Origin of the sequence: Massilia sp. CFBP 13721 (assembly GCF_014842025.1) — a bacterium.
Lineage (GTDB): Bacteria > Pseudomonadota > Gammaproteobacteria > Burkholderiales > Burkholderiaceae_D > Telluria.
The window spans coordinates 37987-50870 of record NZ_JACYUY010000011.1 but is presented as its reverse complement, the minus strand read 5'-3'; the positions used below and the strand labels follow the sequence as shown (position 1 = coordinate 50870).

Here is a 12884-nt window from a genome sequence, read left to right as displayed (position 1 = left end):
GCATGGAGAGAAGTCCGGGGCCGTAGCGCACCGTATGGGGTCGTTGAAGCCAATGGCCTCAACGACGGGTTCACCGGGCTCCCGAGTCCACGCGTCTCAAGCATGAGCGCAGATGCAAATCGTACCAACGGTGCGGACGGATGCATCGCGTGAAGCATCGCGGCGAGCACGCGCTGCAGACGCGTGGGCTCGAGAGCCCACCCTACGTTACGCTACAGCCAACACCTCGGTGTGATGCCGTTATTGACAGCTGAAATTCGCCGCATCTTCCACGCTGCCGCTCCCGTTATAGCGCGCCACCTTCGGATACGCGCACAGCGGCCGCGTACGCGACGCCGACCAGCCCGCCGGCAAGTCGCCATTCACGCCGCCGGCATTGCCCGCGCCACGCGCGCTGGCCGTCACGCTGTCCGGCGCCTGGCCCTTTTCGACCCAGTTCACCAGCGGTGTCAGCATGTCGAACTGGTCGGTGGAGGGGCCGCCGGAACAGTGGTTCATGCCCGGCACCGGGAAGTAGCGCGCGAAGTTCGAGGCATCCGAACCATTGGCGGCGCGCAGCTGCTCGTACCAGACCGTGGTGTCGTTGCTCGAGAAGATCGGATCGCTGGTGCCGTGGTACACCATCATCTTGGCGCCGCGGTTCTTCAGCGTGCCCAGGTTGCTGGCGTTCGGCGGCGTCATGAAGGACATCGCGTTTTCCGGATAGGTGGAACTGGTGGCGTTGATGCGCGCCAGCAGCGCGTCCAGATTCGCGTTCAGGACGAAATCGCGGCCGTTGAAGGTGGCCCGGTCGAACGGCGGCACCGACCAGATGAAGGCGACGGCGCCCGAATCGCGGTCGATCGGCGCACCGAACTTCCAGCTGGCCCAGCCGGCGGTTGCCAAACCCGCATCCCACGGGAAGCTGGTGTAGATCGTGGCGCCGCTCTCGGTCTTGGCCCCGCTGAACAGGCCGGCGATTTTGGTCTTCTGGTCCGCGCTCAGGCAGCTGCCGTTGCGAGCGCCGCTGCAGGTCGGCACGTCGCGGTTCAGGTCGAAGGCTTTCTGGCAGGCGCCCGTGTCCTGCACCAGGCCGTCGGCCGCGCCGTCGAGCGCATCGCACTTGCCCAGCACCGCATTCGACACCAGCGCGCGTTCGGCCTGGGTGAAGCCGGTGGTCAGGTCGCCCGGCGTCGAGGCCAGCGACGCATAGGTCTTGCCGCCCGCGATGTTGGCCAGCGCCGCCAGCGGCAGCCGGTAGCCCGGATTCCCGACCAGGACACCGTCGTACTGGTCGGCATAGCGCGCCGCCGCCACCATCGCATGGCGCCCGCCGTTCGAGCAGCCGCCGATGTACGAGCGGTCCGGGCCCTTGCCGTAGGCCGTCTGGATGATGTTCTTCGCCATCGGCGTGAGCTTGCCGACCGCCTGGTAGCCGTAGTCGAGGCGCGCCTGCGGGTCGATGCCGAAGAAGGGCGTCGGCGCCTGGTGGCCGGCGTCGGAACTGATGACGGCGAAGCCCTGGTTCAGCGCATTGTCGAGCGGACCGCCGCCACCCACCGGCCCGGTGGCGGTGACCACGCTGCCATCGACGCCGCCATTGGCCTGGTAGAAGAAGCGCCCGTTCCAGTTCTGCGGCAGGCGCATCTCGAAGCCGATCGCATACGCCTGGCCGTCGACCGGGCTGGTACGGCGCGCGAGCTGGCCGGTGACCAGGCAGTGCTGGCCGACCGGCTTGCCGGCGATGGTCAATGTGCCCGCCGCGATCGAGGTCGCGCTGGTGATCACCGCTTCCGGATAAGTGATGCGGCTGGCCAGCGCCTCGCAAGCGCCGAGCGTGGCGCCGACTGCTGGCGCCAGTTGCGGAATCGGCGGCGCCGGCTGGACCGGCGGCAGGGGCGCGACCACGGGACCGTGGTCATTGTCGTTGTCGCTGCAGCCGGCCAGGGCGAGGGCGGCGATGGCGGCCAGGGTGGTGAATTTCAGGGTATGCATGCGTGACTACTCCTCTGCAGGTAACAGATGGGTGACGATGGATGCGGCTGGAAAGCGCGGCCCATTGCGGGCCGCGGGATTACGCAATACTGGACGATTTAGTCCGGCCTCACATCCTTGAGCGTACTGATCGGCTGGTTGACCAGCTTGCCGTTGACGCGCTTGACCTCGCGGATGTACATGTTCTGCACGATGTCGCGCGTCTTCGGATCGATGCTGATCGGACCACGCGGGCTGTTCCATTTCATGCCGGTGAGGGTCTTGACGGCCGCTTCGCCGGTGACCTTGCCGTTCAGGCGTTTGATGGTCTCGTAGATCATGCCCATTGTGTCGTAGGCCGCGACGGTCACGAAAGTAGGCGGCTTGCTGTTCGGATTGGCATCCGCATAGCCTTTCAGGAAGGTGCGGTTGGCGTCGTTGTCCAGCGCCGTCGAGTAGTTCAGCACCGTGACCGCACCCATCGCGCGTTCGCCCAGCGCTTCCAGCGTCGGCGAATCGCTCGTCATGTCGCCTACCCCGAGGAACTTGATGCCGGCTTTGTCGAGGCCCTTGTCGCTGTAGGCTTTCAAGAGGCCAATGCCGTCTTCCACGCCCGGCGCGAAGAAGAACAGTGCGTCCGGCTTCTCGTCCTTGGCGCGCTGCACGAAGGGCGAGTAATCCGGGTTGGCCAACGGCGTGCGCGAAGAGCCGACGATCTTGCCGCCGCCTTCGGTAAAGCCCTTGGCGAACAGTTTTTCGGCGTCGTGGCCGGTGCTGTAGTCGGAGACCAGCGAATACACCTTGCCGATCTTGTTCTGCGCGGTCCAGGTGCCGAAGGGTTCGGTCATCTGCTGCATCGTCATCGAGGTGCGCAGCATGTAGGGCGACTTCGCCGTGATGCCGGTGGTGACCGCGTTCATGACGATCATCGGCACCTTGCCTTGCGTGGCCACCGGGGCGACTGCCAGCGCGCTCGGCGTCAGCGAGAAGCCGATCAGGAAATCCACCTTCTCGCGCCCGATCAGCTCCGTCGCCGCGCGCTTGGACAGCTCGACGTTGCTGCCGCCATCGTCGCGGTAGATGACCTGGATCTTCTTGCCGGCGACCTGGTCGCCATTGAGTTTCATCCAGGTCTTGATGCCGTCCTCGAAGGGCTTGCCGATGTTGACGAAGGGGCCGGTCAGGGCGGCGATGACGCCGATCTTGATCGTGTCCTGGGCGGTGGCGGCGCCGCTGGCGAAAGGCAGGATTGCCATGGTCATGCAGGCGAGGGTCTTCAGTTTCATGCTGTCTCCTTGTCGTTATATGTGCTACGTTTTTTATGCTGCAACGATCGTTTGTGCTTCCGTGCCGTCGTACATCGCATCGACCAGCGCCGCGCGCCGGCTCAAGACCGCCGCCTGGTTGATCGAGCCCTTGTCGGTCTGCTCGCGCGCATCGATCGAGGGCGGCTCGGCCAGCAGCAGCAGGCGTTCGACCCGCGTCGAGGAACCGCTGGCGTTCGTGTTCAGCGTCGCCAGCAGCTGCCTGAAGAAGTCGCGCACCGGTGCGCTCGCCAGCACCTCGGCCGCCGGGGTCCCGGCCGGGAGCTTGGCCAGCGCCAGGCAGTTGTCCATGCGCGGGAAGACCATCAGGCCGATCGCATGCCGGTCAAGGCCCGTCACCACCGCATCCTGCACGAATGGCGCGCCCTGACTGATGACACGCGCGCGCAGCGGGCCGACGCTGACAAAGGTGCCCGAGCTGAGCTTGAAATCCTCGGCAATGCGGCCGTCGAACATGAAGCCATGTTCCGGATGGGCGTCGTCGACGAAACGCAGCGCGTCGCCGGTGCAGTAGTAGCCGTCGGCGTCAAACGCTTCGGCGGTCAGGTGCGGCGCACGCCAGTAGCCGGGCGTCACGTGCGGCCCGTGGAAGCGCGCTTCCAGCTTGCCGTTGAGTGGCACCAGTTTCACCTTGCAGCCCGGCGCCGGTACGCCGACATAGCCGGCGCGGCTGATCGGCCCGGTGCCGAAGGTGCACGAGGGCGAGGTTTCGGTCATGCCCAGGCCGGTCATGATGCGGATCGATTCGCCGCAGCGGCGCAAGGCCACCGCATCGAGGTGTTCCCAGGCCGCCTGCGACAACCCGGCCCCCGCGCAAAAGAACAGTTTGACGCGCGAGAAGAAGGTGTGCGCCAGCTGGTCGTCCGTTTCCAGCGCTTCGGCCAGCATCTCCCAGGCGACGGGAATATTGAAGTAAACGGTCGGCGCGATCTCGCGCAGGTTGCGCAAGGTCGTGGCGAAGTCCTTCGGCGTCGGGCGGCCGTCGTCGAGGTACATGGTGCCGCCGTTGTACAGCACGATGCCGACGTTGTGGCTGCCGCCGAAGGTGTGGTTCCAGGGCAGCCAGTCGAGCAGCACCGGCGGTTCTTCGCCAAAGAAGGGGAAGGTCTGCAGCAGCATCTGCTGGTTCGAGCACAGCATCTGGTGCGTGGTGATGACCGCCTTCGGCTTCTTGGTCGAGCCCGAGGTGAACAGGAACTTGGCGATCGTCGACGGCCCGACTTGCGCGTTGCGCGCGTCGATGCTCGTCGGTTCGGTTGCCAGCAGCGCGTCGAAGGCTGTAGCCGCACGGCCCGCCACTTCGCCGCGCGCGACGATCAGTTCCGCGTCCGCCGGCAGTACCGCCTCGATGGCGCGCCCGAACACGGTGCCGTCGCAGGCGAAGACGGCGCCGGGCGTCAACTGTTCGATCAGGTCGCGCAGCTTGGCCGGGTCGGTCGCCACCAGCGAATAGGCCGGCGACAGCGGCGAATACGGAATGCCGGCATACATCGCGCCCAGCGCCAGCTGGAAGTGTTCCAGGTCGTTCCCGGACAGGATCACCAGCGGATGCTCTTCCGACAAGCCGCGGTCCAGCAGCGCCTGGCCGATGCGGCGCGCACTCTGCAGCACGTCGGCGTACGACAGGCGGATCCATTCGCCGTCAGGACCACGGCGCGCGACCAGCGTGCGCTCCGGATGCTCCTTGGCGCCCGACACCAGGCGGTCGGTGAAGCGTGCAGGGAAGGGCGCGAGCGGCGTGATGGCGTCGACGTGCCAGACGCCGTCTTCCTGCCAGGCCGCGACCTCGGGATTGCCGAGGGCGACCTGGCGCCGCTTTGCCGCATTTGCACCCTTCGCCGCCATCGAAATCTCATTCATGGCGGCTCCCATTCAGATCGGGAAGTGGCGTGGCGTGGTTTGCACCGTGATCCAGCGCAGGTCGGTGAACTCGGCGATCGCCGCTTTGCCGCCGAAGCGCCCGTATCCACTGCCTTTCACGCCGCCGAAGGGCATCTGCGCCTCGTCGTGCACAGTTGGGCCGTTGATGTGGCAGATGCCCGATTCGATACGCTGCGCCACCGCCATCGCGCGCCCGATGTCGCGCGAGAACACCGCCGAAGACAGACCGTATTCGCTGTCGTTGGCCATGCGGATCGCTTCCTCGTCGGAGTCGAAACGCAGCACCGAGACGATCGGCCCGAACGACTCTTCCTGGTACACCAGCATCTCCGGCGTGACGTCGTCGACGATCGCCGGCTGCATGATGTTGCCATCCACGCTGACGCCCGACTGCGTGACTTTCGCGCCGCGCTGGCGTGCGTCTTCCAGCATCTTCTCCACGCGCGCGGCGGCGCTCGGATCGACCATGCCGGCCAGCGGCGCGTCCGTACGCGCGGCTTTCAGGGTCGCGGTCTTGGCGGCCAGCTTTTCCACGAAGGCAGGCGCGATCTTGCGGTCGACCAGGATGCGGTCGGCCGACATGCAAATCTGGCCCTGGTTGAAGAAGGCGGAAAAGGCCGCCGCTTCCACGGCCGCATCGAGGTCGGCGTCGTCCAGCACCACGACCGGGTTCTTGCCGCCCAATTCCAGCAGCACCGGCTTCAAATGCTTGGCCGCGGTCTGGGCGATGATGCGCCCGACCTTGGTCGAGCCGGTGAAATTCACGCGGCGCACGGCGGGCGCGGCGATCAGGCGCTCGACCACCTGCGCCGCATCGTCCGGCGCATTGATAATCACGTTGACCACGCCTTCCGGGAAGCCGGCATCGACGAACACCTGGCCGATCAGGCGGTGCAGGGCCGGGCACAATTCGGCCGCTTTCAGGATCACCGTGTTACCGCAGGCGAGCGGCATCGCGACCGCGCGCGTGCCGAGGATGATCGGCGCATTCCACGGCGCGATGCCGACCACCACGCCGCAGGCCTGGCGCACGCCCATCGCCAGCGAGCCGGGGACGTCGGAGGGGATGACTTCGCCGGCGATCTGCGTCGTCATCGAAGCCGCTTCGCGCAGCATGTTCGCCGCCAGCGTCACGTTGAACTGGTACCACATCGGCGCGCCGCCGCATTCGGCGACGGCCGCTTCCACGAACTCGCTGCGCAGCGCTTCCATCTTGTCGGCGGCTTTCAGCAGCAGCGAACGCCGCGCGCCCGGCGCCAGCGTCGACCACGCGGGAAAGGCCGCCTGCGCGGCTTGCACCGCGGCGTCGACGTCGTCCAGGGTGGCGGCGGCGGCGCGGGTGGCGACGTCGCCGGTGGCGGGATTGCGGCGCTCGAAGGTGGCGCCGTTCGATGCGGCCGTGGCCTGGCCGTTCAACAGCAGGTCTGCTTGGAACATCAGAGGTCTCCTCTATGTCGATTGGAAGGGGCGGCTACCCGCAAGCCGAGTGCCGCCGCCGTTATTATTGTCGGGTTGTGTGGTCGTGTGCGCGGCTGCCTTGTTTATTCTTCGGCTTCCTTGGCCGGACGCTTGTAGGTCTGCAGCCCCGGCTTGATGGTCTTGTCGTCCAGGAACTGCTTGAGGCCTTCCTTGCGGCCCTTTTCCGGGTCGCGCTGGTTCGACTGGTCGGTCTTGGCGTACAGGTAGTCCTCGCCCTGTTCCCAGGTCAGTTCGCGGCAGCGCTTGAAGCCGATCTTCGCGTAGCGCAGCACGACCGGGTTCTTTTCCAGCAGCTTGTTCGCCAGTTCGATCACCGCGTCGCGCAGCTGCTCCTTCGGCACGCTCTTGTTGATCAGGCCCATGGCGGCGGCTTCCTTGCCGGTGAAGGTGTCGCCGGTCATGATGTAGTGCAGCGCCTGGCGGTGACCCATGGTGTCGGCCACGGCCTTGCTCACCAGGTTACCCGGCGGGATACCCCAGTTCACTTCCGACAGGCCGAACACGGCGTCGTCGGCGGCGATCGCCAGGTCGCAGGCCACCAGCGGCGAGAACGCGCCGCCAAAGCACCAGCCGTTGACCATCGCAATGGTCGCCTTGCTGTACATGCGCAGCAGTTTCCACTGCCACTGCGAACAGTCGCGGCGCATGCGCTCCTGCATGATTTCCGGCTTGCCGTCGGTTTCGCGGAAGTACTCCTTCAGGTCCATGCCCGCGGTCCAGGCGTCGCCGGCGCCGGTCAGCACCACCACCTGCGCGTCGTCGTCGAGCTCGAGCGTTTCGAGCACGTCGATCATCTCGCGGTTCAGCGTCGGGCTCATCGCATTGCGCTTTTCCGGACGGTTCAGGGTGATCCAGCCGATACCGTTCTCGACATCCACCTTGACGGTCTTCCAGCGCGCTTCGTATTTGGACATACTATGTCTCCTGAGTAGTAAGTATTTTGTATCAGGCTGCCTGATATGTGGCTTATACTATGCCCACCTGATTCCGTTGACAAGCACTTTTTTATGACCACTTCAAAAAAACTTTCGGTAGCTGACGCGGCCGCATCTGCCATCGCCTCCGACGCCACCAGGCCGACCGGCCTGGCCTACTTGGTCGGCCGCCTCGACCACGTGCTGAACCAGCGCCTGCGCGACGCCTGCGCGCCCGCCGGCCTGTCAGTGCCGCAGTACACGGCCCTGTCCGTCTTCCGCGCGCACGGCGCCCTCTCGAACGCCCAGCTCGCCACGCGCACCATGATTTCGCCGCAGTCGGCCAACGAGATGGTCAAGCAGATGGAAGCGAAGGGGTGGATCGCGCGCACGCCCGATCCGGCGCATGGGCGGATCATCCAGATCAGCCTGACGGCGGCGGGGGAGGCGGTGCTGGGGGAGTGCGATGCGCGGGTGGCGGAGGTGGAGCGGATGATGTTTGCGGAGCTGGATGAGGCGGGGAGGGGGGCCTTGCTGGGGCAGTTGCGGGGGGCGGTAAGGGCGTTGAGTGTGCAGGGGATCTAGCCGTGGCAAACCGGACACGGACCGGGGCCAGCCGGCCTGCCCCGGTCCGCACCCGGTTTGTCCTGGTAAGGATGGACGTCGCGTCGCCTACATCATGGGCACCCAGCTGCCCTTGTAGAGGATCGGTCCGGTCGGCCCGCCAGCGCTCGGCGAGCCGCCCCGTGGCTCGAGCGACACCGCCAGCATCGCGACATCGGCGCCGATCACGCTGTCCGGCAACCGGAGCGTGGTCACGCCTCCCCCGGCCAGGACTGCCAGGGAACGTGGGGCGCCTTGCCTGGGAACGACCCACAGTTGCAGCGACCTGTCGGCAGCGACCGGGGCGGGATCGACCAGGCGTACGGTGAGTTCCCGTTCCTCCCTGTCGGCGGTCAGCAGCAATGCGGTTTTGGCCTGTTCGTCCGCCAGCGTGGCCACGTAGTCGACGCGCTGCACATCCACCAGGGTTGAATAGAGCACGCCCGCCAGCAGCAGGGCCGACGCCAGCGAGGCCATGCTGAACGTTCGCCAGAAGGCGAGCGAGTCGTTCCGCCAGAATTTCCAGCCGGCGTGCTCGCGACGAAGATTCAGCCGTCGCTCGATCGCGTGCCATACGTGCGCGCGCGCTTGCTGTTGGCCGGAAAACTCGGCCAGGGGCATCAGGCGTTCCTGCCATTCGGCGGTTACACGGCGCAAGGCCATGTCGTCCCGCAGCAGCGCCTCGAAGCGCCGGCGGGCGCCGCCCTTGAGCGTGCCGAGTACATATTCGGCTGCCAGTTTGTCGCGAAGTACAGGGTCGTTACGGATGCTCATGCTTGCTGGTCTTTCACGAGGCAGGTCTTCAGGCGCTCGAGACTGCGGCGGATCCAGGTTTTGACGGTACCGACCGGCATTGCCAGATGCCGCGCGACCTCACCGTGCGACAGGTCATGAAAAAATGCCAGCCCGATCACTTGCTGGTGCATGCCTTCCAGCATGGCCATGCAGTAGGCGAGCGCCTTTGCATCCCGGCTGATGAGCAACGCGTCGATCGGCGTCGGTCCCGGGTCCTGCAAGGCCTGCATGATCTCCGGGCTGAACACCGGACCGTCGAGCGCGGCGTCATGCGTGCCGCGGCGCAGCAGGTCGAGCGCTTTGTTGCGCACGATGGTCGTCATCCACGTCATGGGCGCCGCCAGGTGCGCCTGGTAACTCGCGGCGCCATGCCAGATCGCCACGAACCCTTCCTGCAGTGCTTCTTCCGCCAACTCGCGCTTGCCCAGGATGCGCAGGGCAAAACCCAGCAGTTTCGGCGACGTGGCGTCGTACAGGGCACGGAAGGCTGCCGCATCCCCATGGGCCGTGTTGTACAGCCAGCGGCCCAGCTGTTCGGGTTCGATATCGTGGGTGTCTCGCACTGCCTGCCTTCGGAGATGGCCAGGAAAGATCCTGAATATTAACAATATTACATTGTCCGGCCTGCGATCGAGGTGTGACGCGTGTGAATCGTGTGGATGGGATCGTCACCCGGGAACAGGCATGGGTCGCATGAAAATAGTTAAAAAAATTGAATCCAAACGTCCCGTGCGTGAGTACAAGCACCATGCGCATCGTCATTCCATATCGCTTTTCGTGGATGCCTGACGTTTGTGTATCGCGATTTTTTCTCTTCATCCAACCGGAGAACGAGCATGACTGATACAAATCTGACCATGGCATTACTGGAAACGCGCAAGGAAAAGCTGGAACAGCGACGTTCGTTTTTCAAGAACGTCGGCGGACTCAGCGTTGGTCTGGTGGGCGGCACCTTTTTGAGCGCCTGCGGCGGCTCGGTCAAGGATGCCGTCGCCCAGATGGCGCAGCCGACCGATATCGATATTCTCAATTTCGCACTCAACCTGGAGTACCTGGAAGCGCAGTTCTACTCGTTTGCGGTATTTGGTACAGGCCTGGCGGCGAATCTGTTGACCGGCAGCGGGGCGCAAGGCGCCGTCACCGGCGGCCGCCAGGTCATGTTCCGCGACCCCCTGGTTGCGCAATATGCGAAGGAAATCGCGCAGGATGAAATCGCGCACGTCGGCTTCCTGCGGGCGGCGCTCGGAACGGCGGCCGTGGCCCAACCGGCGCTCGACATCGGCGGCACCGATCCGAATGGCGCCTTTTCCACGGCGGCACGCGCGGCCGGCCTGGTCGGGCCCGGCGTGGCATTCGATCCGTATGCCAGCGACGAGAACTTCCTGCTGGGTGCTTTCATTTTCGAAGACGTCGGCGTAACCGCCTATAAAGGCGCATCGCCCCTTATCCAGAACAAGACCTTTCTGGAAGCCGCCGCCGGCATCCTGGCGGCGGAGGCTTATCACGCGGGACTCGTGCGCACGGTGCTGTACAGCAAAGGCTTGAGTACGCCCGCATTGCGTACCGCCGCCACGGCCATTTCCGATGCGCGCGACAGCCTCGATGGCAGTTCGGATGTCGATCAAGGGATCGTGAACGCGACGGACGGCACGCTGTCGAATATCGTTCCGCTGGATAAAGATGGCATCGCTTTCAGCCGTACACCCGGCGACGTGCTCAATATCGTTTATCTCAGCAAGGAATCGGTCACCATGGGTGGCTTCTTCCCGCGCGGCGCCAACGGCACGCTGAACATGAGTTCAGCGTATTCCTGAATCCCATCCTCTGTACCAACGCGCCGCCAGTCCGTAGCGCGGCGCGCCGTCCCACGCCTGGTCAGGCCGACGCACGATCGTGCACGTTGACAGCGGCCAGGATTTTTCAAGTCGTGTTTACAGGGGGTGTTTTTTGTTCGAAAAAGGCAAGAAAGTGCAGTTAAAAGGGGGCGGTCCGGTGATGACGGTCCGACGCATCGGAAATTTCAGTCCGGTTGCCGCGGACGGTGTGGACTGCATGTGGTTCGACGAACGGCACAAGCGCTGCCGCGCTATCTTTCAGGCGGCAGCACTTCGCCTGATTGCGCCAGCGATAGCGAGTGATGCGTCGCATGGAATGCCGGCCATGACGGCTGGTCCCTGTTCCAGCGACCTCCGCCACAAAACGCTTATACAATGACATAAAGTGTCGTGAGGAGAGGTCATTGATGATCATTCAAGAGCGCTACCGCGGCGCGCTCATCGGACTCGCTTGCGGCGATGCGGTCGGCACAGCCGTCGAGTTCATGCCGCGCGGGACCTTTCCTCAGCTGACGGATATGGTCGGCGGCGGCAAGTTCGATCTCAAGCCAGGCGAATGGACCGACGACACGTCGATGGCGCTGTGCCTTGCCCACAGTCTGCTGTACCAGCAGGGATTCGATCCGGTCGACCAGATGAACCGCTACTGCAATTGGTACAACTACGGCTACATGAGCAGTACCGGGGAATGCTTCGACATCGGTTACACGACAGCGCTCGCCCTGCGCAGGTATCTGGAGGATGAGAATCCGTTCGCCGGTTCTCTTGACCCGGACTCCGCCGGCAACGGCGCGTTGATGCGCCTTGCGCCGATCCCGATGTATTACGCCCAGGATAAAGCGGCGGTGTTTCACTTTGCCGGCGAAAGTACACGTACGACGCACGGCACGCGGGAAGCGATCGAATGCTCGCGGCTGTTTGGTCTGCAATTGCGCGCGGCGCTATGTGGCGGCGCAAAAGACGAAATTTTGTCGATCGCCTATCCCGAACCCTTGAGTCGAAACGTGGCGCCGCTGGCAAACGGCGACTTTCTTGCCAAACCCGTGGAGGAGATCAAGGGCAGCGGCTATTGCGTTCAGTCGCTGGAGGCTGCGCTCTGGTACTTCTGGCACACGGCATCCTTCAAGGAAGCAGTACTGAAAGCCGCTAATCTCGGCGACGATGCCGACACGACGGCGGCTATCTGCGGCCAGCTTGCGGGAGCGTTTTATGGATTCGCGCAGATTCCGGACGAATGGGTTAAACGGCTGGCAATGAGCGACGAGATTGTGGGACTTTCGGACAGGCTTTTAACTGAACGATACGCATCAAAATAACGCCGGCCCCTGTGGAGGTCATTCCTGCCGTCTATCAGACTAAAGTATAAGCGACAGGAAACCTGCCAGTACGCCCTGAGCCTATCAATGAGCCTATAAGGCACAGATGGGCACTCGCCCTGGCCATCAAAACTCCTTGGTACAGCTTTTCTTTTCGCGTTTTTCCCCACCCCGGTATTCCGTCTCGACGTGTTCATAGCACGTGAATTCCCCCTCAGGGCCATACAGCGGCGACACCTTGTATTCGCTGATCATGACCAGCTGGCCCTGCTTCCAGCAATGCCGTGACGAATACATGTCTTCAGCCCCGCCTTTCCAGCCACCGGTCACGCAATTCCTGTCTTTCGGATCGAGCTCCAGTCCGCCGATATTCGACAGGGCCTCGTTCGCTTCAAACCGTTTCGTTCGGGGGTTATAGAGGAATACCGCGAGGCTTTCGTTGCCGATCCCAGCGACGCTGGTGGTCACCACGAGGTCGGCACAACCGTCGTTATTGAAATCCGTGCCGGTGTCGAACGATTTGCTGTCGGCGTAATAGTTTTCCACGTCGGCGAGCACCTGCACGGTCTTGCCGGCGGCGTCCTTGATGCGCACGCTGCCGAGGGCGGGATCGGCCTTGTCCCTGGCGACCCATTGGAAGGTGAATGCGGGTTTGCCGCGTGGGCTGCACCAGGGGGCCGCTGCCCAGGCGGAGAGGGAGCAGCAGCACAGCATCGCAACAGCATGTTTTGCCCACATCACAATCGTCCCCCCCCCGCAAGTTGATGGTTGCCTATCATACAA

Annotated in this window: 12 protein-coding genes; 4 read left to right on the top strand and 8 right to left on the bottom strand. The window is 64.2% G+C overall.

The genetic code is table 11. The features are described 5' to 3' along the window. Nucleotides 1-240: 240 nt before the first annotated feature. The 5 genes from IFT60_RS12450 to IFT60_RS12430 all read right to left on the bottom strand — a co-directional run bounded on the left by IFT60_RS12450 (nucleotide 241) and on the right by IFT60_RS12430 (nucleotide 7552). Nucleotides 241-1974: a tannase/feruloyl esterase family alpha/beta hydrolase gene (locus IFT60_RS12450; RefSeq protein ID WP_192052303.1), complete on the bottom strand. Its 1734-nt coding sequence runs from the start codon at nucleotides 1972-1974 to the stop codon at nucleotides 241-243. Nucleotides 1975-2072: 98 nt separating this feature from the next. Further along, nucleotides 2073-3239: an ABC transporter substrate-binding protein gene (locus IFT60_RS12445; RefSeq protein ID WP_192052302.1), complete on the bottom strand. Its 1167-nt coding sequence runs from the start codon at nucleotides 3237-3239 to the stop codon at nucleotides 2073-2075. 33 nt (nucleotides 3240-3272) lie between these two features. Continuing rightward, nucleotides 3273-5138, bottom strand: a complete 1866-nt coding sequence (locus tag IFT60_RS12440; RefSeq protein ID WP_192052301.1) for a feruloyl-CoA synthase — start codon at nucleotides 5136-5138, stop codon at nucleotides 3273-3275. A 12-nt stretch (nucleotides 5139-5150) separates the two neighbouring features. After that, a complete protein-coding gene (locus IFT60_RS12435; protein WP_192052300.1) occupies nucleotides 5151-6596 on the bottom strand; it encodes an aldehyde dehydrogenase in 1446 nt (481 codons plus the stop codon). Between the two features lie 104 nt (nucleotides 6597-6700). Further along, nucleotides 6701-7552, bottom strand: coding sequence for a p-hydroxycinnamoyl CoA hydratase/lyase (locus IFT60_RS12430; RefSeq protein WP_192052299.1), 852 nt, complete (start codon nucleotides 7550-7552; stop codon nucleotides 6701-6703). Between the two features lie 93 nt (nucleotides 7553-7645). Between IFT60_RS12430 and IFT60_RS12425 the strand changes: the two genes are divergently transcribed. After that, nucleotides 7646-8137, top strand: a complete 492-nt coding sequence (locus IFT60_RS12425; protein WP_192052298.1) for a MarR family winged helix-turn-helix transcriptional regulator — start codon at nucleotides 7646-7648, stop codon at nucleotides 8135-8137. 87 nt (nucleotides 8138-8224) lie between these two features. Here the strand turns inward: IFT60_RS12425 and IFT60_RS12420 are convergent, their stop codons facing one another. Further along, nucleotides 8225-8929, bottom strand: a complete 705-nt coding sequence (locus tag IFT60_RS12420) for an anti-sigma factor (protein WP_192052297.1) — start codon at nucleotides 8927-8929, stop codon at nucleotides 8225-8227. Beyond that, complete coding sequence (locus tag IFT60_RS12415) at nucleotides 8926-9513, bottom strand: sigma-70 family RNA polymerase sigma factor (protein ID WP_192052296.1); 588 nt, start codon at nucleotides 9511-9513, stop codon at nucleotides 8926-8928. The genes IFT60_RS12420 and IFT60_RS12415 overlap by 4 nt, the downstream gene beginning before the upstream one ends. Before the next feature lie 273 nt (nucleotides 9514-9786). Here IFT60_RS12415 and IFT60_RS12410 point away from each other — a divergent pair, with 273 nt between their 5' ends. The 3 genes from IFT60_RS12410 to IFT60_RS12400 all read left to right on the top strand — a co-directional run bounded on the left by IFT60_RS12410 (nucleotide 9787) and on the right by IFT60_RS12400 (nucleotide 12101). Beyond that, on the top strand, nucleotides 9787-10764 hold the full coding sequence (locus IFT60_RS12410; protein ID WP_192052420.1) for a ferritin-like domain-containing protein: 978 nt from the start codon (nucleotides 9787-9789) through the stop codon (nucleotides 10762-10764). Nucleotides 10765-10945: 181 nt separating this feature from the next. Continuing rightward, entirely contained in the window at nucleotides 10946-11164 is a 219-nt protein-coding gene (locus tag IFT60_RS27070; RefSeq protein WP_374000919.1) for a hypothetical protein, read from the top strand. A gap of 28 nt (nucleotides 11165-11192) precedes the next feature. Further along, complete coding sequence (locus IFT60_RS12400; RefSeq protein WP_192052294.1) at nucleotides 11193-12101, top strand: ADP-ribosylglycohydrolase family protein; 909 nt, start codon at nucleotides 11193-11195, stop codon at nucleotides 12099-12101. 126 nt (nucleotides 12102-12227) lie between these two features. Here IFT60_RS12400 and IFT60_RS12395 read toward each other — a convergent pair whose 3' ends face one another. Then, nucleotides 12228-12839, bottom strand: coding sequence for an XAC2610-related protein (locus IFT60_RS12395; protein ID WP_192052293.1), 612 nt, complete (start codon nucleotides 12837-12839; stop codon nucleotides 12228-12230). Nucleotides 12840-12884 lie beyond the last annotated feature (45 nt).

What these genes read in the sequence shown, in the direction of transcription:
- IFT60_RS12450 (WP_192052303.1), bottom strand. Translation starts at nt 1,974, where the DNA reads ATGCATACCCTGAAATTCACCACCCTGGCCGCCATCGCCGCCCTCGCC.
- IFT60_RS12445 (WP_192052302.1), bottom strand. Translation starts at nt 3,239, where the DNA reads ATGAAACTGAAGACCCTCGCCTGCATGACCATGGCAATCCTGCCTTTC.
- IFT60_RS12440 (WP_192052301.1), bottom strand. Translation starts at nt 5,138, where the DNA reads ATGAATGAGATTTCGATGGCGGCGAAGGGTGCAAATGCGGCAAAGCGG.
- IFT60_RS12435 (WP_192052300.1), bottom strand. Translation starts at nt 6,596, where the DNA reads ATGTTCCAAGCAGACCTGCTGTTGAACGGCCAGGCCACGGCCGCATCG.
- IFT60_RS12430 (WP_192052299.1), bottom strand. Translation starts at nt 7,552, where the DNA reads ATGTCCAAATACGAAGCGCGCTGGAAGACCGTCAAGGTGGATGTCGAG.
- IFT60_RS12425 (WP_192052298.1), top strand. Translation starts at nt 7,646, where the DNA reads ATGACCACTTCAAAAAAACTTTCGGTAGCTGACGCGGCCGCATCTGCC.
- IFT60_RS12420 (WP_192052297.1), bottom strand. Translation starts at nt 8,929, where the DNA reads ATGAGCATCCGTAACGACCCTGTACTTCGCGACAAACTGGCAGCCGAA.
- IFT60_RS12410 (WP_192052420.1), top strand. Translation starts at nt 9,787, where the DNA reads ATGACTGATACAAATCTGACCATGGCATTACTGGAAACGCGCAAGGAA.
- IFT60_RS27070 (WP_374000919.1), top strand. Translation starts at nt 10,946, where the DNA reads ATGACGGTCCGACGCATCGGAAATTTCAGTCCGGTTGCCGCGGACGGT.
- IFT60_RS12400 (WP_192052294.1), top strand. Translation starts at nt 11,193, where the DNA reads ATGATCATTCAAGAGCGCTACCGCGGCGCGCTCATCGGACTCGCTTGC.
- IFT60_RS12395 (WP_192052293.1), bottom strand. Translation starts at nt 12,839, where the DNA reads ATGTGGGCAAAACATGCTGTTGCGATGCTGTGCTGCTGCTCCCTCTCC.